At 45.2% G+C, this 22,573-nt stretch carries 18 protein-coding genes; all 18 read left to right on the top strand.

All coding sequences use genetic code 11. The features are described 5' to 3' along the window. The first annotated feature begins 8 nt into the window (after nt 1-8). On the top strand, nt 9-944 hold the full coding sequence (flgJ, locus tag AACR09_RS06945; RefSeq protein ID WP_004736183.1) for a flagellar assembly peptidoglycan hydrolase FlgJ: 936 nt from the start codon (nt 9-11) through the stop codon (nt 942-944). A 220-nt stretch (nt 945-1,164) separates the two neighbouring features. Then, nucleotides 1,165-3,045 (top strand): flagellar hook-associated protein FlgK, encoded by a 1,881-nt coding sequence (gene flgK / locus AACR09_RS06940; RefSeq protein ID WP_004736185.1) that lies wholly within the window; start codon nt 1,165-1,167, stop codon nt 3,043-3,045. Nucleotides 3,046-3,054: 9 nt separating this feature from the next. Next, complete coding sequence (flgL, locus tag AACR09_RS06935; RefSeq protein ID WP_004736186.1) at nt 3,055-4,245, top strand: flagellar hook-associated protein FlgL; 1,191 nt, start codon at nt 3,055-3,057, stop codon at nt 4,243-4,245. Nucleotides 4,246-4,668: 423 nt separating this feature from the next. Then, the gene (locus tag AACR09_RS06930) at nt 4,669-5,805 is read left to right on the top strand and encodes a flagellin (RefSeq protein ID WP_017076826.1); all 1,137 of its coding nucleotides are present in this window, start codon (nt 4,669-4,671) and stop codon (nt 5,803-5,805) included. A gap of 715 nt (nt 5,806-6,520) precedes the next feature. Next, complete coding sequence (locus AACR09_RS06925; protein WP_004736189.1) at nt 6,521-7,654, top strand: flagellin; 1,134 nt, start codon at nt 6,521-6,523, stop codon at nt 7,652-7,654. A 621-nt stretch (nt 7,655-8,275) separates the two neighbouring features. After that, nucleotides 8,276-9,406, top strand: a complete 1,131-nt coding sequence (locus tag AACR09_RS06920) for a flagellin (protein ID WP_004736190.1) — start codon at nt 8,276-8,278, stop codon at nt 9,404-9,406. Nucleotides 9,407-9,487: 81 nt separating this feature from the next. Next, entirely contained in the window at nt 9,488-9,913 is a 426-nt protein-coding gene (gene flaG / locus AACR09_RS06915; RefSeq protein ID WP_004736191.1) for a flagellar protein FlaG, read from the top strand. A gap of 22 nt (nt 9,914-9,935) precedes the next feature. After that, the gene (gene fliD, locus AACR09_RS06910; protein WP_061024941.1) at nt 9,936-11,963 is read left to right on the top strand and encodes a flagellar filament capping protein FliD; all 2,028 of its coding nucleotides are present in this window, start codon (nt 9,936-9,938) and stop codon (nt 11,961-11,963) included. A gap of 3 nt (nt 11,964-11,966) precedes the next feature. Further along, nucleotides 11,967-12,272 (top strand): flagellar protein FliT, encoded by a 306-nt coding sequence (locus AACR09_RS06905; RefSeq protein WP_004736193.1) that lies wholly within the window; start codon nt 11,967-11,969, stop codon nt 12,270-12,272. Between the two features lie 12 nt (nt 12,273-12,284). Continuing rightward, on the top strand, nt 12,285-12,695 hold the full coding sequence (gene fliS / locus AACR09_RS06900) for a flagellar export chaperone FliS (protein ID WP_004736194.1): 411 nt from the start codon (nt 12,285-12,287) through the stop codon (nt 12,693-12,695). A 228-nt stretch (nt 12,696-12,923) separates the two neighbouring features. After that, nucleotides 12,924-14,390 (top strand): sigma-54 dependent transcriptional regulator, encoded by a 1,467-nt coding sequence (locus tag AACR09_RS06895; protein WP_004736195.1) that lies wholly within the window; start codon nt 12,924-12,926, stop codon nt 14,388-14,390. 185 nt (nt 14,391-14,575) lie between these two features. Further along, a complete protein-coding gene (locus AACR09_RS06890) occupies nt 14,576-15,616 on the top strand; it encodes a sensor histidine kinase (RefSeq protein WP_017076823.1) in 1,041 nt (346 codons plus the stop codon). 33 nt (nt 15,617-15,649) lie between these two features. After that, the gene (locus AACR09_RS06885) at nt 15,650-17,059 is read left to right on the top strand and encodes a sigma-54-dependent transcriptional regulator (RefSeq protein ID WP_065206827.1); all 1,410 of its coding nucleotides are present in this window, start codon (nt 15,650-15,652) and stop codon (nt 17,057-17,059) included. Between the two features lie 132 nt (nt 17,060-17,191). Further along, nucleotides 17,192-17,503: a flagellar hook-basal body complex protein FliE gene (gene fliE, locus AACR09_RS06880; protein WP_004736198.1), complete on the top strand. Its 312-nt coding sequence runs from the start codon at nt 17,192-17,194 to the stop codon at nt 17,501-17,503. 16 nt (nt 17,504-17,519) lie between these two features. Beyond that, nucleotides 17,520-19,262 (top strand): flagellar basal-body MS-ring/collar protein FliF, encoded by a 1,743-nt coding sequence (gene fliF, locus AACR09_RS06875; protein ID WP_193836252.1) that lies wholly within the window; start codon nt 17,520-17,522, stop codon nt 19,260-19,262. Then, entirely contained in the window at nt 19,255-20,316 is a 1,062-nt protein-coding gene (gene fliG / locus AACR09_RS06870) for a flagellar motor switch protein FliG (protein WP_017076820.1), read from the top strand. Before fliF ends, fliG begins: the two co-directional genes overlap by 8 nt. A gap of 125 nt (nt 20,317-20,441) precedes the next feature. Then, nucleotides 20,442-21,242, top strand: coding sequence for a flagellar assembly protein FliH (fliH, locus tag AACR09_RS06865; protein WP_017090977.1), 801 nt, complete (start codon nt 20,442-20,444; stop codon nt 21,240-21,242). Next, nucleotides 21,242-22,561, top strand: coding sequence for a flagellar protein export ATPase FliI (fliI, locus tag AACR09_RS06860; protein ID WP_010439337.1), 1,320 nt, complete (start codon nt 21,242-21,244; stop codon nt 22,559-22,561). Before fliH ends, fliI begins: the two co-directional genes overlap by 1 nt. Nucleotides 22,562-22,573: the final 12 nt, after the last annotated feature.

Genomic DNA, 22,573 nt, shown 5'->3' with positions numbered 1-22,573 from the left:
AATAAAGCATGATTAAGAATAACAATGACATCGGCTTTATTCACGACATCGGTAGTTTAGACCGTCTTCGTCAACAAGCCGTAAACGGTGAAGAAGGCAGCGAGAAAGAAGCATTAACCGCGGCGGCAAAACAGTTTGAATCGATTTTCACCTCGATGTTGTTTAAGTCAATGCGCGATGCTAACTCGAGCTTTAAGTCGGATATGCTGAACAGCCAGAACGAGCAGTTTTATCGTCAGATGCAAGATGACCAAATGGCGAGTGAGTTGAGTGCTTCAGGTTCATTAGGCCTTGCGGACATGATTGTAGCTCAGTTAAGTGCGGGTCAAGCAAGCGACGCGACAGAAGATAAGGTTCGCAGTGAAGGTTTTGATACCTCGCTGGAAAGACCTCAATATTCTGGTCGTTCAGAAGAGAAAGTCTCTGAAGTTCAATCTGCTAAGTCAACAACAGACGTGTCAGCAGCAAAACAACCCGCTTCATTTGATTCGCCAGAATCGTTTGTTACGTCGATGAAGCCTTACGCTGAAAAAGCGGCGAGCGCACTCGGTGTTGATTCGTCACTGCTATTAGCACAAGCGGCACTTGAAACAGGTTGGGGCTCTAAGATGATTAAGAACTCTTTGGGCAACAGTAATAACCTATTCAACATCAAAGCAGATAGAAGCTGGAAGGGCGATAAGGTCGCGACTCAAACTCTTGAGTTCCATGGCAAAACCGCCGTTAAAGAGTCTGCTTCTTTCCGTTCTTACTCTAATTTCGAAGATAGCTTTAATGATTACGTGAAGTTCTTGAATGAAAATCCAAGATACGAAACGGCGCTACAGCATCAAGGCAATTCAGAGAATTTCATCAAAGGTATTCATCAGGCTGGTTACGCAACTGACCCTAACTATGCAGACAAGGTTTTGCGAGTGAAAGCCAAGATTGACGAGATGAACTAGCGTTATTGAATGTACTCGGGAGCTTGCCATTGGCAGGCTCTTTTCTTATCTATCACCTAAACGTTTGCTGCGAAGTCTGTCGTTATCTCCTTACACTTCAATAAATTATCGTATTTTACTCTCCATTGTTTGTGTTGGCACATATATTGCTTTTATATTAGTAATGTACGGTTGTAGTTAATCAGTTCATTCTGGTTTTGTTAAGTTTTTTGGGGGCATTATGGCGTCGGATCTTCTGAATGTAGGGGCACAAAGTGTTCTTACGGCTCAGAGACAGCTCAACACCACAGGTCATAACATTTCTAACGCCAACACAGAGGGCTATAGCCGCCAGTCTGTGATTCAAGGTGTGAATGACCCGCGCCAGTACGGTGGGCAATCCTACGGTATGGGTGTACATGTGGAAAATGTTCGCCGCTCTTGGGATCAGTTTGCCGTCAAAGAACTTAACTTATCGACAACCAATGCCGCCAACAAAGGCGATACCGAAGCCAACCTCGATATGCTGTCGAGCATGTTGTCGTCGGTCGCTTCAAAGAAGATTCCAGAAAACCTCAACGAATGGTTTGATTCCGTTAAGACTCTCGCCGATACCCCAAATGATGTGGGTGCGCGTAAGGTCGTGTTAGAGAAAGCAGGGCTTGTAACTAAAACCTTGAATGAATTTCATGAAACGGTACGTCAACAGTCTGATTCTACGAACAAAAAATTAGAAGTCGGCATTGAACGTGTTAACCAAATTGCGGTTGAGATTCGTGACGTTCAGCGTTTGATGATGCGAACACCAGGACCTCACAATGATTTACGAGATCAGCACGAAAAGCTGATCAATGAGCTATCTGGTTACACCAAAGTGACGGTAACGCCGCGATCTAATGCGGAAGGATTTAACGTCCATATTGGTAATGGTCATACCTTGGTTTCTGGTAGCGAAGCAAGTCAACTGAAGCTAGTTGACGGTTTACCTGATACGCATCAGCGTCGATTGGCGATTGTTGAAGGTAAGTCTTTGAAGCCGATCACCAGTAATGATATCGATGGAAAAATCGGTGCCATGCTCGATATGCGAGACGAACATATCCCTGACATCATGGATGAACTTGGACGTTTGGCGACGGCTTTCTCTGAGAAAGTGAACTCACTGCAATCACAAGGTTTAGATCTCAATGGCAACGTTGGCCAAGACATCTTCACCGATGTGAACTCTGAGCGCGTGGCGAAATCACGCGTGACGGCTGGCAGCCAATCAAAGGCTGATGTTGCCGTATATATTGATGACACCTCTGCCTTAAAAGGCGGCGAGTACGGTCTTAAATATGACGGTAGTGACTATGTCGTGACCAAACCTGACGGTGAAACGGTAAAAGTCAGCACTAATTCAGCGGGCAATGCTTTTTATCTAGATGGTATGCGAGTCGAAGTTCGAAACCCGCCTGAATTGGGTGAGAAGCTGTTACTGCGTCCAACTCGTAACTTTGCTGCTCAGATTCAGATGGAAACCAAAGACCCTAGAGATATTGCCGCACAAAGTTATGAGGCATCGACCACGTTCGCGAAAGGCTCGGCGGGGTTCAAGATTCTAGCGGCCGGTCAATTGCGTGAGTTTGAAGTGATTGTTTCACCAAAAGGTGAGCAGTTTGCCGTGACTGACCCGAAAGGCAATATTTTAATGCAGCCGCAGCCGTACCCACCTGAAGGGCCGGTTACGATTAATGGTACGACTTTCGAGTTAACTTCTGGCGCTGTGGCAAACGATAAATTTACGGCAAACCTTGTCCCATCAGAGGGTGACAACGGTAACTTGCGTAAGCTGCAAGATCTCCAAACCGGTAAGATCTTGAATGATGGTGAGTCTACGATTTTGGACCTTTACCACAACTTGAATACCAACACGGGCCTGAAAGCGTCGACGGCAAATCGCTTAAGCGACATTGCCACCTTAGAAAAGGAATCCGCTCAGGAACGTATTGCTTCAGTGTCGGGGGTTAACCTCGATGAAGAAGCGGCAAATATGATGAAATTTCAGCAAGCGTATATGGCTTCTTCACGCATCATGCAAGCAGCCAATGATACGTTCAATACTATTTTGGCTCTGAGGTAGGAAGTATAAATGTTGAATCGTATTTCTAGCTTCCACAATTACCAATCTGTTCAGAACGACTTGCGTCGTCAAGAGAACAAGATACATCACAACCAAGCACAACTTGCTTCCGGTAAGAAGTTGCAGTCGCCAAGTGATGATCCTCTTGCGACCCACTATTTACAAAATATTGGTCAGCAATCAGAGCAGCTTAAGCAATATAGTGACGCAATCGTCTTGGTTCGTAATCGATTGGAACATCACGAGGTATTGGTCTCCAACACCGAAGGCTTTGCTGATGAAGCAAAACGAACCGTGATGGAAATGATTAACGGTGCGCTTTCTCCAGAGGACCGTTTAGCGAAGAAACGCGAGATCCAAGAGCTATCAAATAACTTTCTGCATCTAGCTAACTCTCAAGATGAGTCGGGTAACTACACGTTTGCGGGTACTAAGCCGAAGAATCAACCCTTTTTTAGAGATAACCAAGGTAACGTCAGCTATCAGGGCGATGACTATCAGCGAAAGATGCGTGTAGCGAGTAGCTTCGAGATGGCGATGAATGATCCGGGCAGCAAGTTATTTATGGAAATAGATAACCCGTTTGGTGATTACGAACCTCAGTACGAGCTTGAGCCCGCTTCTGAATTACTTTTGGAACGTGCGACGAACTCAGCTGAAGATGGGTCAACGTATAAAGTGACGTTCGTTGATATGCAGACAGGAAATTATGCTTATCAACTTGAAAAAGATGGCGCAGTGGTGGCCGCGGAAGACTTTGATCCTTCGACTGGCATTGTCTATGAAGGTCTGAATATCCAAATCAAAGGCCAAATCACTAAAGGTGATTCGATCACCTTAGAACCACGAGAGACTTTCTCTATCTTTGATACGTTCAAAGAGGCGGCTGAGCAGGCTGAAAACCCGGTATCGGATGCATCAGCAACAGCGAAATTGCACCAAGTGACCGAAGAATTTCATGCTGCGTTTATTCATCTAACGAAGGCTAGAACCGATGTCGGTGCGCGTTTAAGTACGCTGGATATTCAAGAGCAGCAACATGAAGATTTTAAGTTGTCTTTAGCGAAAGCGAAAAGCAACTTTGAAGACTTGGATTACTCGAAAGCCATCATTGAGTTCAATGAAAACTCTCGAGCATTGCAAGCTTCTCAACAAGCGTTTGGTAAAACCAAAGACCTGACCTTGTTTAACTATATTTAATGATCAATCGGTATTTAGTGGTGAACTAACACTCACCATTGAAGTTAGATTCTTTGCCATATGTGCTATGCCGTATGCGCGAATCACTTCAACCTTTGCCGTTTTTTTATACAGGATATCATCTGTTTGAGAATAGCGGCAAAAAGCGGCAATGGGCGAATGAAGGTACTTTTTGTTCCCCAAGCCAGTTAAACCAAATCGAGTTAAGTTTTAATTTAAGTGATTGATTTTATGTATATTAAAAATTAATCAAAACAGTATTAAACTTGGCATATAACTTGTATCTGTGTTGGTCATAAAATGATTTATACAGATCTTAAACCCTGCATAGGGTTTAGCGAGTAATACACGGTCAGTGCTTATCCATATGAGAGTAAAGCTGGCCGCTTCGCAGAAAGTTTGCGAACTCATAAGGAGAGCAAAATGGCTATTAATGTAAGCACTAACGTTTCTGCTATGACAGCACAGCGTTACCTGAATAAAGCGTCTAATGATTTAGCGACCTCTATGGAGCGTTTGTCGTCAGGGCATAAAATCAACAGCGCGAAAGATGATGCAGCTGGTCTGCAAATCTCTAACCGTTTAACGGCGCAATCACGTGGTTTAGACGTGGCAATGCGTAATGCCAATGATGGTATTTCAATTGCACAAACCGCTGAAGGTGCGATGAACGAATCAACCAACGTGCTACAACGTATGCGTGATCTGGCGATTCAATCATCAAACGGTACGAACTCGGCAGCGGAACGTACAGCGCTTAATGAAGAGTCTTCGGCACTTCAAGATGAGCTAAACCGTATCGCGGAAACGACCTCGTTTGGTGGCCGTCGTCTGTTGAATGGTTCATTTGGTGAAGCATCTTTCCAGATTGGTTCTAGTTCTGGTGAAGCGATGATTATGGGACTCACTAGTGTTCGTGCTGATGACTTCCGTATGGGCGGTACTACGTTCGATTCTGAAAACGGTAAAGATAAAAGCTGGGAAGTGCCGCCAACCGCGAGCGACCTTAAGTTTGAATTCAGAACCAAAGCGGGTGAAGACATCGTTTTAGATATCAATACCAAAGCGGGTGATGATATTGAAGAGCTTGCTACTTACATTAATGGTCAATCTGATCTTGTGAACGCATCGGTTACCGATGATGGTCGCATTCAACTATTTGTTGCTGAACCTGACCTTGAAGGTGCAATGTCGATCTCTGGTGGCCTAGCATCTGAGCTAGGTATTAAGAGTGAAGGCCGTGCAACATCGGTTCAAGATATCAGCCTGACTAGCGTTGCAGGTTCACAAAACGCAATCAGCGTGATTGATTCTGCAATGAAGTACGTAGATTCACAGCGTGCTGATTTGGGTGCTAAACAGAACCGTCTAAGCCACAGTATTAATAATTTGGCAAACGTTCAAGAGAACGTAGACGCTTCTAACAGCCGAATCAAAGATACGGACTTTGCGAAAGAGACGACGCAAATGACCAAATCACAAATTCTGCAACAAGCAGGTACTTCGATACTTGCTCAAGCAAAACAGTTGCCTAACTCTGCAATGACACTATTGCAATAGTTATTGGTTGAACTTGCTGCTCGTGTTCAGACGTGAGCTATGCAGCAAGGGAAACTGGCAAGCATACTTACTATGAGTGTTTAGCTCTCTCATCTCTCACCTGCTATTCATTTTTACGGTAAGAATGCAACGGCGAGTCAGAAATGTGTTCATTTCTCGATGATCTCCACACAGGCTCTGACCTGCCAACTAGCCCCGGTTCTCTCAAAGGAAAAGGGGCTTTTTCCTTTCTGTTATTTATTTCTCTGTTTCCTATCTTTCTTATTTCTACCTTTTTTTTTCCTGTCTTTTGCGTTTCCCACTGGTTTCTAACTTTAGATTTCTGATCCTTAAGTTTCCTGATCTTTAAGTTTCCATTCACCCCATTTTCTTCGTTACAAATACTCTCCTTGGCTAGATAAATTGCACAATCTTTATTCCTATCAATGATCTTTGGTGATTGATCATTTCTGAGCGTTGGCCAACTTGAACGGCAGTTAGCATGTTTTTTGAACAAATTAAGATTTATACCCGATTAAACCCTATCGCCTTTTTAGAAAAGTGTGAAATTTAAATTATTGATAAATAATGATTTAATATTTTATTTGTGGTTTTTTTAAAGTTTTTCTAAAGCTTCGGGATTTTGAGCCGTTATTAAATGTAACTTTGAGAGAACTACTTGGTTTTCCGAGACGTCGGAAACCGCTATACCGGAAAATCAATTGGAGAAATCACCATGGCAGTGAATGTAAATACAAACGTTTCAGCGATGACAGCGCAACGTTACCTAAACAACGCAAACAGCGCACAACAAACATCAATGGAGCGTCTAGCTTCAGGCTCTAAAATCAACAGCGCGAAAGATGACGCTGCGGGCCTACAAATCTCTAACCGTTTGAACGTTCAGAGCCGCGGCCTTGATGTTGCTGTTCGTAACGCGAACGACGGTATCTCAATTGCACAAACTGCTGAAGGTGCAATGAACGAGACAACGAACATCCTGCAACGTATGCGTGATTTGTCTCTACAATCTTCAAACGGCTCAAACTCAAAATCAGAGCGTGTGGCGATTCAAGAAGAAGTAACAGCACTGAACGACGAACTAAACCGTATCGCGGAAACGACGTCTTTTGGTGGTAACAAGCTGCTTAACGGTACTCACGGTACTAAATCATTCCAAATCGGTGCGGATAACGGTGAAGCGGTAATGCTTCAACTGAAAGACATGCGCTCTGATAACGCTCAGATGGGTGGTAAGAGCTACCAAACTGAGAACGCGAAAGATAAAGACTGGAACGTTCAAGCTGGCGCAAACGACCTAAAAATGTCGTTCACTGATAACTTCGGCCAAGCACAAGAAATCGATGTGTCTGCGAAAGCGGGCGATGACATCGAAGAGCTAGCAACGTACATCAACGGTCAACAAGACTCTGTTAAAGCGTCTGTAACTGAAGACGGTAAGCTACAAATGTTTACTGGTAACAACAAAGTTGAAGGCGAAGTGGCATTCTCTGGCAGCCTTGCTGGCGAACTAGGCATGCAACCTGGCAAAGATGTAACGGTTGATACTATCGACGTAACATCAGTTGGCGGCGCGCAAGAATCTGTAGCAGTAATCGATGCGGCACTTAAGTATGTAGATAGCCACCGTGCTGAGCTAGGTGCTTTCCAAAACCGTTTCGACCACGCTATCAGCAACTTAGACAACATTAACGAGAACGTTAACGCATCTAAGAGCCGTATTAAAGATACCGATTTCGCGAAAGAAACGACTCAGATGACTAAGTCTCAGATCCTTTCTCAAGCATCAAGCTCAATTCTTGCTCAAGCGAAGCAAGCGCCTAACTCGGCACTTAGCCTACTAGGTTAATCGATTAAAAAGCCACGTTGCCACGTTGGTTATAAGCGTTGTTGATCATAAACGTTAACGTAAGGCTTCCACAAATTAGCTCGTGGTGAGAGATGAGCGCTAAACAGACCCAGCTTCGGCTGGGTTTTTTATTGCCTGCAATTTGGCGAAGGTGTATTTGAAAAAGTGTAATGTTGGTAAGCAGGAGCAAAAGCGAGATTCCCTATCACGTTCGTTCCTCACTGTAGGGAATGACGACTATAGAGAGGTAGCCATCCATTGTTTACTTGAATCGAAGTCGTTGGTCGTCATCCCAGAATCGAGTAGAACGAGATATCAGGGATCTGCTTTGGTTTTTATGTGCAAGGCGACACTTATAAATGAGCGAAGATACGAAACTTTAGCGAATGTCGCCCTATTAATTGAAGCCCGATCACACTTTTCCTTGTTGTTGAAAATAATACGAAAAAACTCGCAATTTTTATTAAAGCTTCTAATTAAGGGGCCGTTAAAGGGATTGAGAGAAATGATATGTACCAATGTAAGGTGAGAGAGACACTGGTGCATAAACAAAATTGACATGTATTTGTGTGAGGTGAGAGTCACATAAGTACATTAAAAAATGCCTAAAGGAGATCAACTATGGCGATTAATGTAAGCACAAATGTGTCTGCAATGACGGCTCAGCGCTACCTAAATAGCGCGGCTGAAGGTACTCAAAAATCAATGGAGCGTTTGTCTTCTGGCTATAAAATCAATAGCGCAAAAGATGATGCTGCAGGCCTACAAATCTCTAACCGCTTAACGTCGCAAAGCCGTGGCCTAGATATGGCTGTGAAAAACGCGAATGATGGTATCTCTATTGCACAGACAGCTGAAGGTGCAATGAATGAGTCAACCAACATTCTGCAACGTATGCGTGACCTTTCTCTTCAATCTTCAAATGGTTCAAACAGCAAATCTGAACGTGTTGCGATCCAAGAAGAAGTCTCTGCTCTAAACACAGAACTTAACCGTATTGCTGAAACGACCTCTTTTGGTGGTAATAAGCTTCTTAACGGTACTTACGGCAGCCAATCTTTCCAAATCGGTGCAGATTCTGGTGAAGCAGTAATGCTGACTATGAATAACATGCGTACTGACACTCAAGACATGGGTGGCAAGAGCTACGGCGTTACAGAAGGCAAAGATGCTTCTTGGCGTGTAGCTGCAGGTTCTGATCTGACTATCAAATACAACGATAAGTTTGGTGAAGCACAAGAGTTGTCTATTTCTGCGAAGGAAGGCAACGATATGGAAGAACTAGCAACTTACATCAATGGTCAGAGCCAAGACGTTAAAGCGTCAGTTGGTGAAGGCGGCAAACTGCAACTTTTCGCTTCAAGCCAAAAAGTTGAAGGTGATGTTGAGTTCGGCGGCAGCCTTGCTGGTGAACTTGGTATTGGTGCTGCTAAAGACGTGACTGTTAACGATATCGATGTAACTTCGGTTGCTGGCGCGAACGAAGCGGTATCTATCATTGATGGCGCACTAAAATCTGTAGATAGTAACCGTGCTTCTCTTGGTGCTTTCCAAAACCGTTTTGACCACGCAATCAGCAACTTAGATAACATCAACGAAAACGTTAATGCATCTAAGAGCCGTATCAAAGATACCGATTACGCGAAAGAAACGACAGCAATGACGAAGTCTCAAATCCTACAACAGGCGAGTACTTCTATCCTAGCTCAAGCAAAACAATCACCATCAGCAGCTCTAAGCTTATTGGGCTAAACTTACCTCGGTAAGTAGCGGTAAACTCTACTCTGGGTAGAGTTTTACTGTATGGCTCACAAAGGAGGGAGGGAGACTGTTATGGAAATACCATCCAACGCATCGAACATCCAGCCTTATGGCTCACCTAATGGCATTAAATTTGCAAGCGATGAAGGTAGTAGTGCGTCGAGCACTTCACGACTGAAAGAAGCAACATCTTATGGCAAGGTAGAAAAATCGAAAGAGCAAGCTACCGAAGCGGCGATTCAATTAGCTCAACATCGACAAGAGTTAAACGATGAAGAGCGAGTCAAGATGGTAGAGAAGGTAAACGAGTTTATCTCCTCTCTCAACAAGGGTGTTGCCTTTAAAGTCGATGAAGAGTCGGGGAGAGATGTGGTTACCATTTATGAGACCACAACCGGTGATATTATTCGCCAGATCCCTGACGAAGAAATGCTTGAAATTCTAAGACGCCTAGCAGCCCAAAATTCAAATAGTAGAATATTTGAGGTGAAGGTTTAAGTCGTATTATTGAGGTGGTTTAATGAGTTTTGGCCCAATGGGGATTTCGTCTGGCATGGATATCAATTCCATGGTCAGCAAAATTGTTGATTCGGAGCGTGTACCTAAACAGCAACGAATTGATAATGAACGAACGCGAATCGATACCAGCATTAGTGCCTATGGAAGACTCAGAGAATCCCTTGATTCGATGAAAAACCTGATGACAAACTTTCGTCAGGAAAAAGCTTTTGCTGTGCGAACAGTTGAAAGTACCGATGAAGGTCTTGTCTCTGCAACCGCGACTACCGAAGCGATCGCTGGCAAATATGCCATCGATGTGTTGCAGCTTGCCCAGAGTCATAAAGTGGCTTCTGATGTACTGTCAGAGGACATGAAATTTGGCCCAGGTAAGCTGCAGGTTTCGCTTGGTGATGACAGCTTTGATGTGCAAGTTGGCGACAGATCGAAACTTATCGATGTCGTTCGCAGTATAAACGGCGCAGATAGCAATCCAGGCGTTCGTGCATCTATTATCAATGATGTCGAAGGCCCACGACTTATTGTCGCCTCGAACCAGTCTGGTTCAGATCAGCAGATCAGCATTAATGTGGAGTCTGATGCTGCTAATCCTCTAAAAAAACTCGAATACAAAACTCTAGAAGAGCGTGTGAAGGCGCTTGAGAAAGCGCGCCTTGCTGCACAAGATGTTCTTGCTCTAACCCCTGCAGGAAAAGCCGTTGAACTCATCGATGAAGCGATCGCTAACGATGACCCAAATGCGAGTGAAAAACTCGATGAAGACGGAAATGTTATCCCAGCAACCCAAACCGATTCTGCCTCAGATGTTGACGGAGACTCTCAAAGTCTTAGTTACGGCGAGCAAGCCGCAGCCGATGGTCAAGCTGCCCTAGACGCAGCTCAGGCGTCAAAGTCTGTGATGCCCGAAGACAATATCCCAGGTTGGACTGAGACAGCCTCAGGAACTCTTCTAGATTCTTACTACACACCAGAACTTGAGCTTGATGAAAAAGCGATAGAGAAGGCGCCTGACGTGCCGGGGTGGTCAAATGCTGCCTCGGGTACTCTGACCGATTCCTACGTGACACCGAAAGAAGCTCAGCAAAAGCTTGAAGCTGAACAAGCGCGAATCGAAGATAAAATTTCACAAGAAAAAGCCGATTTGGCTGAGAGAGTTCAAAAAGGCGAATTGACCGCGGAACAAGCCAAAAAAATTGAGCGTGCGAAATTAGAACCCGAAGAGCGTGAGCTTTTAGAGAAAGTCGATAAAGTGCAAGCTGAGCTCGAACAGGCACAACAGTCTTTTGATACCTATAGCGGTATGGCTGAAGTTCAGGCGGGGCAAGATTCAATGGTCGTTCTAGACGGCGTCGCACAGCTTTCGAGTAATAACAATGTGATTGAAGATGCCGTAGAAGGTATCGATATCACGGTGAAAGGAAAAACGCCAAAAGATAAGCCACCGGCTGAAATCGGTGTTGAGTACGACCGTAATAGTGTGCGTCAAGACATTGAATCTTTCGTTAACTCTTACAATCAGTTTTATCAAGTGTCTAAGAACTTGGCGGGCGTTGATCCAACGACTGGCCAAAAAGGGCCGCTTTCTGGCGACAGTACTGTACGTAACGCCGACTCGCGATTGAAAGGGGTGTTCTCATCAAGTATTGAAGGCGCGCCTGATAATCTCAAGTCATTGACTGAATTTGGTATCACGACCACAAGGCAAGGCTCGCTAGAAATTAACTACGACATGCTTGATCGTCAACTTAATAATAACTTCGATAAGTTGGGTGAGTTCTTTGGCGGCAACAACGGTTTCGCCAAAAAAGTGGAAGATGCAATTCAAGGTATCACTGGTATCACAGGCTCGATTCGTACTAGAGAAAAGAGCTTAGTCGAGCAAAACTACCGCTTGGTTGATGACCAAAGCGCACTCGATCGCCGCATGGACAGCCTAGAAAACCGTACACATTCTAAGTTTACTGCCATGCAAGATGCGACTAGCAAGATGCAATCCCAGCTGGGCAGTATGATGAATGCGTTGGGCTAATAGATGAACAGTCAGCTGCAAGAGCTTTGTGAACTCGATCAATTAATTATCTCTAAGCTTGAATTTAGTGAAATTAATGCTGAAGAAATAACGCGGCTTGTCGATAACAGAGAACAGTTATTGCAAAACGTGCTTCAAATAATCGACTCACACCCCGACGTTAAGCAAAGTTCTGAATGGTTTGAAGCCATTACCAGAACCAGAAAATTAGTCGAATTGATGCAGTCTGAGACAAGTCGAGTAGGTAAGACCCTACACAAATACCGTCACGGCGCTAAATCAGTTCAACAATACAAAAAGTTTTTATAAAAGAGGTTTACTATGCGCGGTTCTTTACAGGCATATAAAAAGGTATCAGTGGATAGTCAGCTAACAGCTGCCTCACCGCATAAGATTGTACAAATGCTAATGGCAGGTGCTATCGAGCGCTTGATTCAAGGTAAAGCGGCAATGCAAGCGGGCAACATCCCAGTGAAAGGCGAGCGACTTGGTAAGGCACTGGATATCATTATTAGCCTACGTAGTTGCCTATCTATGGACGATGGTGGCGATATTGCGAAAAACCTAGATCAACTTTATGAGTTCATGATCACGCAAATTTCTGCGGCAAATCACAAAAATGACCCACAGCCTATTGATGATGTTATCGATATTATCCGCGAAATTAAGAGCGCTTGGGACCAAATTCCGAACGAATATCACAACTTGACGTCTGCTGACGTAGGTATTTAAAGAAAAACTGCAGTTTTAACCAATCTCATATCCCTTAATTGGTTGGTTGCCTTATTTTTTTAATCAAATAAAATAGAAGCCATTAGATAGCCTAATGGCTTTTTTCGTTGCTGATTTCCTAAATTTGTCCACGTAGACCATAATCATTGATACTTTTCTCTGTTTTATCGATTACGTCGCTCACCGTTTTTCTGCATCGCACCAAAATAAAGGCAATAATTCCTACTTATGCAAGGTTTGGCAAAACTGCTTGTCGTCGACGATAGCGCTCAAGATCGTCACAATTTAAGCACAATATTAGAGTTTGTAGGAGAGAGCTGCGAAGTAATCAGCTCTGAACAAGCACGTAAAGTTGACTGGTCACTACAGTGGGCCGGCTGCATTATTGGTACCATTAAAGGTAAAGGCTTCAACGCATTACTGAATGAAAAGCTTGTTCACGCCAATCACATCCCTTTACTGGTGATTGGTAAAAACAATCACCCGGTTGACGAGCTAACTAACTATGTTGGCGAGCTTGAACTTCCTCTTAACTACCCGCAATTAAGTGATGCATTAAGGCACTGTAAAGATTTCTTAGGCCGCAAGGGTGTTCAAGTGGTGTCTTCGGCACGTAAGAACACACTGTTTCGCAGCCTAGTAGGGCAAAGTGCTGGCATTCAAGAAGTACGTCACTTAATTGAACAAGTCTCTTCTACGGAAGCGAACGTGCTGATTCTTGGTGAATCTGGTACAGGCAAAGAAGTCGTAGCACGTAATATTCACTATCACTCTAAGCGCCGTTCTGGGCCTTTCGTGCCGGTGAATTGTGGTGCTATTCCACCAGACTTACTCGAAAGTGAGTTGTTTGGTCATGAGAAGGGCGCATTTACTGGTGCAATTACCGCACGAAAAGGTCGCTTTGAATTGGCTGAAGGTGGCACACTGTTTCTTGATGAAATTGGCGATATGCCAATGGCAATGCAAGTTAAGTTGTTGCGTGTACTGCAAGAGCGCTGTTTTGAACGCGTAGGTGGCAACAGCACCATTAAAGCTGACGTTCGTGTGATTGCAGCAACACACCGCAATCTTGAAGACATGATCGACGATGACTCGTTCCGTGAAGACCTTTATTACCGCTTGAATGTATTCCCGATTGAAATGCCGGCGCTTCAAGATCGTAAAGAAGATATTCCACTGTTGCTTCAAGAACTAATGACTCGAATGGAAGCGGAAGGCAGTATGCCTATCTGCTTCACGGCACGTGCTATCAATTCTTTGATGGAGCACTACTGGCCAGGTAACGTTCGTGAGCTAGCGAATCTCGTTGAGCGAATGGTTATCCTGTATCCGAATAGCTTGGTTGATGTGAATCATCTACCCACTAAATATAGATACAGTGATATCCCTGAGTTCCAGCCTGAATTTAATCGCTTTGTGTCGGAAGAAGAGCAAGAACGTGATGCACTTTCTGATTTGTTCTCAGAAGATTTCAGCTTTGATCAGCAAGATGATCTTGCCGATAACGCCAATGCGCCTCAAGAGTTACCACCAGAAGGTGTTAATTTGAAAGAGCTGTTGGCGGATATGGAAGTGAACATGATCAACCAAGCCTTGGAAGCGCAGGGTGGCATTGTTGCCCGTGCTGCAGACATGCTTGGAATGCGCAGAACCACTCTGGTTGAAAAAATGCGGAAGTACAATCTACAGCGATAGAGCTCAGATTCGTGTTCAGCGATATCAAATTAAGACGGGTGTTGAGTTAAAGCATCGTTTTGGTTGAGAGAATAGAGAGGGCATAGTCGAGTTGTTGCTTGCTTAACTATGTGATAAATATAGCAAATAGCCTGACGCGTGTTTTACGTGCCAGGCTGTTTTAGTATTTGAGGCAAATTTTTGACATGCACGGATCTAACGAATCAGAAAATCAGTCACACCTAGATTCAGTTGAACAGCAGGTTGAGCGCTATAAGCAAGTGCTTGATGTGATGCCAGCAGGTGTCATCTTGTTAGATACTCATGGTGAAGTAAGGGAAGCGAACCCAGAAGCGCATCGAATTTTAGGTGTGGAACTGGTGGGCGAGAAGTGGTTTTCGGTTATTCAAAGTGCCTTTGACCCAAAAGACGATGATGGACATGAGATCTCACTGAAGAATGGGCGTAAGGTTCGTTTGGCTATTTCAGCTTCTACCACGGGTCAACTTATCTTGATTACCGACCTGACAGAAACTCGTCTTCTACAGTCTCGCGTGAGTGATCTTCAGCGCTTGTCGTCGTTAGGCAGAATGGTGGCCTCGTTGGCACATCAGGTTCGTACGCCACTCTCTAGTGCGATGCTGTATGCATCCAACCTTGCCGCGCCGAACCTGCCGCCAGCAACAAAAACGCGCTTTCAATCTAAGCTTATGGATAGGCTCCATGACTTAGAGAAGCAAGTGAATGACATGCTGTTGTTTGCCAAGGGTGGAGACAACAAGGTTGTGAAGCCATTTACCGTCGCTGAACTGATCACTGAATTTCACCCAATGGTGGAAGCGGCATTAAAATCGAACCAGATTGATTATTGCCAGGAAGTTGAGGGTGAAGAGACTCAGATGTTTGGCAATGCTAATGCTATAGCTTCTGCTCTGAGCAACCTAGTTTTGAACGCAGTGCAAATTGCGGGTAAAGAATCGCAGATTGATGTTTTTTTTAGGCCCGTAAACGGCGAGCTTAAGATATCAGTGCAAGACAGTGGCCCCGGCGTACCGAAAGAGCTTCAAGGTAAAATTATGGAACCCTTCTTTACCACTCGTTCGCAAGGTACAGGTCTAGGTTTAGCCGTTGTACAAATGGTCTGTCGAGCACATGAAGGCCGACTGGAATTGATATCAGAAGAAGGGGACGGCGCATGCTTTACCATGTGTCTACCGCTGGAAAGAAGCGCTTCTTCTGAAGACTAATAAGTTTTAACTGAATTTACACTGGAGAATCCTATGGCTCAAAGCAAAGTGTTAATCGTCGAAGATGATGAAGGTCTACGCGAAGCCCTTGTCGACACTCTCGCGCTTGCTGGCTATGAATGGCTGGAAGCGGATTGTGCGGAAGATGCTCTGGTAAAATTGAAATCGAACTCCGTTGATATTGTTGTCTCTGATGTGCAGATGGCAGGTATGGGCGGCTTAGCACTGTTAAGAAATATCAAGCAGCATTGGCCAAATCTACCAGTATTGTTGATGACAGCGTATGCCAACATTGAAGACGCCGTTGCCGCAATGAAAGAGGGCGCTATAGACTATATGGCAAAGCCATTTGCGCCTGAAGTGCTGCTTAATATGGTGAGCCGTTACGCTCCCGTAAAATCGGATGATAATGGCGATGCCATCGTTGCCGATGAGAAAAGCATCAAACTAATGATGTTGGCTGATAAGGTGGCTAAAACCGATGCTAACGTCATGGTGTTGGGGCCAAGTGGTTCTGGTAAAGAGGTCATGTCTCGCTATATTCACAACGCTTCGAGCCGTAAAGACGGTCCGTTTGTTGCGATTAACTGCGCCGCGATTCCAGATAACATGTTGGAAGCAACACTGTTTGGCTACGATAAAGGTGCGTTTACTGGTGCTATTCAAGCTTGTCCTGGTAAATTTGAGCAAGCTCAAGGCGGTACTATTTTGTTGGATGAGATCAGTGAAATGGATCTTAGCCTACAAGCGAAACTACTGCGCGTGTTGCAAGAGCGCGAAGTTGAACGTCTTGGTAGCCGTAAGAGTATCAAACTGGATGTTCGTGTTCTGGCAACCAGTAACCGCGACCTAAAGCAGTATGTTTCTGAAGGGAATTTCCGTGAAGATTTATACTACCGCCTGAATGTATTTCCAATTACTTGGCCAGCACTGTGTGAACGTAAAGGCGATATTGAGCCGCTTGCGAAGCACTTGGTTGAGCGCCATTGCACCAAACTTGGTATGCCCGTTCCTGTTCTGTCCGAGCAAGCCATCAGTAAGCTCGTCAATTATCCGTGGCCGGGTAATGTGCGTGAACTGGATAATGTCGTGCAGCGCGCTCTAATTCTGAGTGAGCAAGAAAATATTTCAGGTGAGCACATCTTGCTTGAAGGTGTCGATTGGCAAGACGCAAGTGGCTTACAGCAAATTGTTGAAGGCAACAGTGTTGCAGCGCCAGACATCAAGCCGATTGCTGAAGCGAACCCTATTGGTAAAGTCGTGGCTGCCAGCGAAGGGCTTGGAAATGAGCTACGAGATCAAGAGTATGCAATTATTCTTGAGACGCTGATCGCTTGTAATGGCCGACGTAAAGAAATGGCAGAAAAGTTGGGCATTAGCCCTCGCACATTGCGTTATAAGTTGGCGAAAATGCGCGATGCTGGAATAGATATCCCAAACTGAGGATAGATTAGTAGTGTCAGCTTTCTGACTAGTGTAATACGATATCTAGTCAATTTAATGTGTGGCACGCTAATTGCTCTGTCAATAATACAGCTAAATAGATAGTCATAATTTTGACTCCTGAGGTAGTAGATGAGAATAGATGGTTTACAAGGCGAAATGCAGGCAATGATGGTTGAAGCTGCTAGCGCGCGTCCTGCTGCAACGGGGCAAGCGGTCGGTGCAGATTTTGGCAACATGCTGACGCAGGCCATTAATAACGTGAACTCATTACAAAAGACCTCAGGTGATCTTCAAGCTCGTTTTGATAGTGGCGACCAAAGCGTGTCTCTATCGGACGTGATGATTGCTCGTAATAAATCTAGTGTGGCTTTTGAGGCGACGATCCAAATTAGAAATAGATTGGTCGAATCGTACAAAGAGCTGATGAATATGCCGGTATAAGTTGGGTAATTAAATAGTGGCAGATAATAGTCAAACAACAGATTTAACCGTAAGCGATAGCAATGACCATGCACTCATTGCAGGTTCGGAGCTTGACGGAGAAGGGCAAAATCCCGATCTAGGTGAACGCAGTTCTTCTAAGTTCGATATGGCCGTCGGTGATCTCGATTTACTTCGTCAGGTCGTCTTAGTCCTATCTATTTCTATCTGTGTAGCGCTGATTGTGATGCTGTTTTTCTGGGTGAAAGAGCCAGAAATGCGTCCATTAGGGGCTTATGAAACAGAAGAGTTGATTCCCGTTCTTGATTACTTGGATCTACAAAAGATCGAATACACTCTTGAAGGTAACACTATCTCGGTACCCGCTAGTGAGTACAACTCATTAAAGCTTAATATGGTACGAGCGGGTTTGAATCAAGAGCGAAACGCTGGTGATGACATCCTCATGCAAGACATGGGTTTTGGTGTATCACAACGTTTAGAGCAAGAGCGCCTTAAGTTAAGTCGTGAAAGACAGCTTGCGAAAGCCATTGAGCAGATGAAACAGGTACGTAAAGCTCAGGTTTTATTAGCCTTGCCAAAGCAGAGTGTCTTTGTTCGTCACAATCAAGAAGCCTCAGCTTCCGTATTTCTGACTCTGAAAACTGGCAGTAATCTCAAGCAGCAAGAAGTTGATTCTGTTGTCGACATGGTGGCAAGTGCCGTTCCGGGAATGAAAACCTCACGTATCACGGTGACCGATCAGCATGGCCGACTGTTGAACTCAGGTTCTCAAGACCCGATGTCAGCTGCGCGTCGTAAAGAACATGAGTTAGAGCGCAATCAAGAGCAAGCGCTGCGTGAAAAAATTGACTCTATCCTAATTCCTATTCTTGGGTTTGGTAACTATACCGCTCAGGTTGATATTCAGCTTGATTTTAGTGCTGTGGAGCAAACGAGAAAACGTTTTGATCCGAATACGCCAGCGACTCGAAGTGAATACACGTTAGAAGATTACAACAACGGTAACACTGTGGCTGGTATTCCTGGTGCTTTGAGTAACCAGCCCCCAGCAGATGCTTCAATTCCTCAAGATGTCGCTCAGATGAAAGACGGTGCGATGACGGGGCAAGGCTCGGTTCACAAAGAAGCGACCCGAAACTTTGAGCTAGACACAACCATCAGCCATGAACGTAAACAGAGTGGCACGGTTAACCGCCAGACGGTATCGGTAGCGATCAAAGACCGTCAATCACTGAACCCTGATACGGGCGAAGTAGTTCATACGCCAATCCCTGCCAGCGAAATTAATGCGATTCGTCAGGTGCTGATTGGTACTGTCGGCTTTGACCAAAATCGTGGCGATTTACTCAATGTCTTAAGCATGCAGTTCGCACCACAAGTGACGGATGTTGTTGCTGATGTACCAATTTGGGAACATCCAAACTTCAATGATTGGGTACGTTGGTTTGCGAGCGCGTTGGTTATTATCGTCGTGGTATTGGTACTTGTTCGCCCTGCAATGAAGAAACTGCTTAACCCAGCAGCTGACGATGATGATCAAATGTACGGCCCTGATGGTATGCCAATTGGCGCCGACGGCGAAACCAGCTTAATTGGTGGTGATATTGAAGGTGGTGAGCTGTTTGAATTTGGTTCAAGCATCGACTTACCTAACCTTCATAAAGACGAAGACGTGCTGAAAGCAGTACGTGCTCTTGTAGCGAATGAACCAGAGCTAGCAGCTCAAGTAGTTAAGAATTGGATGGTAGATGGCTAACGAAATAGTTCCACAACAAACGGAAGGTGGTGAAGTACTTGATGTCTCTGGCGTGGATATCGGTTCAATCTCAGGCGATGAACGCGCTGCGATCTTGCTGCTAAGTCTAAATGAAGAAGACGCTGCTGGTATTATTCGTCACCTAGAGCCAAAGCAGGTTCAGCGTGTGGGTAGTGCAATGGCGCGAGCGACTGATCTATCCCAAGAAAAAGTGGGAGCGGTTCACCGTGCTTTCTTAGATGATATTCAGAAGTACACCAACATTGGTATGGGCAGTGAAGACTTCATGCGTAATGCGCTGGTCGCTGCCTTGGGTGAAGACAAGGCGAATAACCTTGTTGATCAAATTCTTCTTGGTACTGGCTCGAAAGGTTTGGACTCACTTAAGTGGATGGATCCTCGTCAGGTGGCGAGTATCATCATCAACGAGCACCCTCAGATTCAAACCATTGTGTTGTCGTACCTCGATTCTGATCAGTCGGCTGAGATTCTGTCTCAATTCCCAGAAAGAGTTCGTCTGGATCTGATGATGCGTATCGCTAACCTTGAAGAAGTTCAACCTTCGGCTCTTGCTGAATTGAACGAAATCATGGAGAAACAGTTTGCGGGTCAAGCGGGTGCTCAAGCTGCCAAAATTGGTGGCCTGAAAGCTGCGGCTGAGATCATGAACTACATGGACAATAATGTGGAAGGCGTCTTGATGGATCAAATCCGTGATCAAGACGAAGATATGGCAACGCAGATTCAAGATCTTATGTTTGTCTTTGAAAACCTTATTGAAGTTGATGACCAAGGTGTTCAACGACTGCTGCGTGATGTTCCACAAGACGTTCTACAGAAAGCGCTTAAAGGTGCTGATGACGGTCTACGTGAGAAGATCTTCAAGAACATGTCTAAACGTGCTGCCGATATGATGAGAGACGACATTGAGGCGATGCCGCCAGTAAAAGTCTCCGACGTGGAAGCGGCTCAAAAAGAGATATTAGGTATTGCGAGGAAGATGGCAGACAGTGGCGAGATTATGCTGTCTGGTGGCGCCGACGAGTTCCTTTAATACAGAAACCTCAAGAGCCCCACACTGTTGGGGCTTTTCTTTATCCAATCTCGAACCCAAGATTAACTCCGTTCAACGGCTTGAATTTACAATGCAGCTGGACGCATTCATAGATAGGTACTGATATGTCAGGTGATAGAAAACGCGGCTTCCTTCGCCCTGAAGAAGATAATACGGTTGCCCAACCTCAGAAATGGGGGTTGCCTGACTACACCTCTGATGTGAATAAACAAGCCAAAGAAACGGCCTTTAATTACGATCCTAGTTGGATGCCGACGGTTGAAGAAGCCATTGAAGACGAAGAGCTTGTTCTGACTGAAGAGCAAATCGAACTGATTAAGCAAGGTGCTTATCAAGAAGGGCTTCATCAAGGGCAAGAAGCTGGCTTTAAACAGGGTTACGATAAAGGTAAAGAAGAAGGGTTTGCTGCAGGCCACGAAGAAGGCAACCAAGCCGGCAAGCTTGAAGGCGTGACTGCTGGTCAAGAGTACATTCAGCAGCAAGTTGCCATCTTTATGGGGCTAGCCAACCAGTTTGCTCAACCTTTAGAGCTGATGAACGCTCAGGTAGAGAAGCAATTGGTGGACATGGTACTGACCATGGTCAAAGAAGTGGTTCATGTTGAAGTGCAAACCAACCCACAAATCATATTAGATACCGTTAAAGAGTCGGTCGAGTCGTTGCCGATCTCAGGTCATGCGATCACATTGAAGCTTAATCCCGAAGACGTCGCGATTATTCGTTCTGCGTATGGCGAAACTGAATTGGATTGCCGCAATTGGACGTTAGTTGCAGAGCCGGCACTCAATCGTGGTGACGTACAAATCGAAGCGGGTGAGTCGAGCGTTAACTACCGTATGGAAGACCGTGTGAAAAACGTCATTCAAAACTTCTGTGGCGCAAACCGTCATCAGGGTCATGAGTAATGCTTGAATTAGCAAATCGTCTCAGCCAATACAAAGTCGAAGGGCTAAAATCGCGACCAATTGCCTCTGGTAAGTTAGTACGCGTTGTTGGCTTAACGCTTGAAGCGACCGGCTGTAAAGCACCCATCGGCAGCCTGTGTTTAGTAGAAACCATGTCTGGTCAGATGGAAGCCGAAGTCGTCGGCTTCTCTGGCGATAACTTATTTTTGATGCCGAGTGAACAAATCACTGGGATATTACCTGGCGCTCGTGTGACCCCCGTGACCACTGAAAGCGGTATCCCTGTTGGAATGGAATTGCTTGGCCGAGTGATCGACGGGGTGGGTAATCCACTTGATGGGCTAGGTCCAATCTATACCGAACAACGCGCTTCATTTAACGCTGAGCCAATCAACCCTTTAGCTCGAAAACCTATCTCTGAACCGCTCGATGTTGGCTTGAAGGCCATAAACGGTTTGCTGACGGTGGGTAAAGGTCAGCGTATTGGTCTGTTTGCTGGTTCCGGTGTTGGTAAGTCGGTCACGCTCGGGATGATGACTCGAGGCACAACCGCACAAGTGGTGGTGGTAGGTCTAATCGGTGAGCGTGGACGAGAAGTTAAAGAATTTATTGAAGAGATTCTTGGCGAAGATGGACGTAAACGATCTGTGGTGGTCGCTGCTCCTGCGGATTCATCGCCACTGATGCGATTGAAAGGCTGCCAAACTGCACTGGCTGTAGCTGAGTACTTCCGCGACCAAGGTTTAGATGTTCTTTTATTAATGGATTCATTGACCCGTTTTGCTCAGGCTCAGCGTGAAATTGCTTTGTCTGTGGGTGAGCCGCCAGCAACCAAAGGTTATCCGCCATCAGTCTTCGCCAAGCTTCCTGCGCTGGTGGAACGTGCGGGTAACGGCAACGATGAACAAGGTTCTATCACGGCTTTCTTTACCGTTTTAACTGAAGGTGATGACTTACAAGACCCGATTGCCGATGCGTCAAGAGCGATTCTTGATGGTCACATTGTTTTATCGCGTGAGATGGCCGATGCCGGACATTATCCTGCGATTGATGTTGAGAAATCCGTCAGTCGTGTTATGCCGCAAATCACCACCGAAGAACATGTATTGATGTCGAAAGCGGTGCGCCAAGTACTGTCTATCTGTCGTAAAAACCAAGATTTGGTATCGATTGGCGCTTACAAACCGGGAACTGATCCTGCTATTGATAGTGCCTTCACCTTGAAACCGAGGTTGGATGAGTACCTACAGCAAAAAATGAAAGAAACGGTTCCCTATGACATGTGTGTCAACATGTTGAAACATGTATTGGGTGGCTAACGAATGAATAAG

It is taken from the genome of Vibrio sp. OPT20 (assembly GCF_963889365.1).
Classification (GTDB): domain Bacteria; phylum Pseudomonadota; class Gammaproteobacteria; order Enterobacterales; family Vibrionaceae; genus Vibrio; species Vibrio splendidus.
The sequence above is the reverse complement of the archived record's forward strand: the minus strand, read 5'-3'. Positions and strand labels throughout refer to the sequence as shown.

What these genes read in the sequence shown, in the direction of transcription:
- flgJ (WP_004736183.1), top strand. Translation starts at nt 9, where the DNA reads ATGATTAAGAATAACAATGACATCGGCTTTATTCACGACATCGGTAGT.
- flgK (WP_004736185.1), top strand. Translation starts at nt 1,165, where the DNA reads ATGGCGTCGGATCTTCTGAATGTAGGGGCACAAAGTGTTCTTACGGCT.
- flgL (WP_004736186.1), top strand. Translation starts at nt 3,055, where the DNA reads ATGTTGAATCGTATTTCTAGCTTCCACAATTACCAATCTGTTCAGAAC.
- AACR09_RS06930 (WP_017076826.1), top strand. Translation starts at nt 4,669, where the DNA reads ATGGCTATTAATGTAAGCACTAACGTTTCTGCTATGACAGCACAGCGT.
- AACR09_RS06925 (WP_004736189.1), top strand. Translation starts at nt 6,521, where the DNA reads ATGGCAGTGAATGTAAATACAAACGTTTCAGCGATGACAGCGCAACGT.
- AACR09_RS06920 (WP_004736190.1), top strand. Translation starts at nt 8,276, where the DNA reads ATGGCGATTAATGTAAGCACAAATGTGTCTGCAATGACGGCTCAGCGC.
- flaG (WP_004736191.1), top strand. Translation starts at nt 9,488, where the DNA reads ATGGAAATACCATCCAACGCATCGAACATCCAGCCTTATGGCTCACCT.
- fliD (WP_061024941.1), top strand. Translation starts at nt 9,936, where the DNA reads ATGAGTTTTGGCCCAATGGGGATTTCGTCTGGCATGGATATCAATTCC.
- AACR09_RS06905 (WP_004736193.1), top strand. Translation starts at nt 11,967, where the DNA reads ATGAACAGTCAGCTGCAAGAGCTTTGTGAACTCGATCAATTAATTATC.
- fliS (WP_004736194.1), top strand. Translation starts at nt 12,285, where the DNA reads ATGCGCGGTTCTTTACAGGCATATAAAAAGGTATCAGTGGATAGTCAG.
- AACR09_RS06895 (WP_004736195.1), top strand. Translation starts at nt 12,924, where the DNA reads ATGCAAGGTTTGGCAAAACTGCTTGTCGTCGACGATAGCGCTCAAGAT.
- AACR09_RS06890 (WP_017076823.1), top strand. Translation starts at nt 14,576, where the DNA reads ATGCACGGATCTAACGAATCAGAAAATCAGTCACACCTAGATTCAGTT.
- AACR09_RS06885 (WP_065206827.1), top strand. Translation starts at nt 15,650, where the DNA reads ATGGCTCAAAGCAAAGTGTTAATCGTCGAAGATGATGAAGGTCTACGC.
- fliE (WP_004736198.1), top strand. Translation starts at nt 17,192, where the DNA reads ATGAGAATAGATGGTTTACAAGGCGAAATGCAGGCAATGATGGTTGAA.
- fliG (WP_017076820.1), top strand. Translation starts at nt 19,255, where the DNA reads ATGGCTAACGAAATAGTTCCACAACAAACGGAAGGTGGTGAAGTACTT.
- fliH (WP_017090977.1), top strand. Translation starts at nt 20,442, where the DNA reads ATGTCAGGTGATAGAAAACGCGGCTTCCTTCGCCCTGAAGAAGATAAT.
- fliI (WP_010439337.1), top strand. Translation starts at nt 21,242, where the DNA reads ATGCTTGAATTAGCAAATCGTCTCAGCCAATACAAAGTCGAAGGGCTA.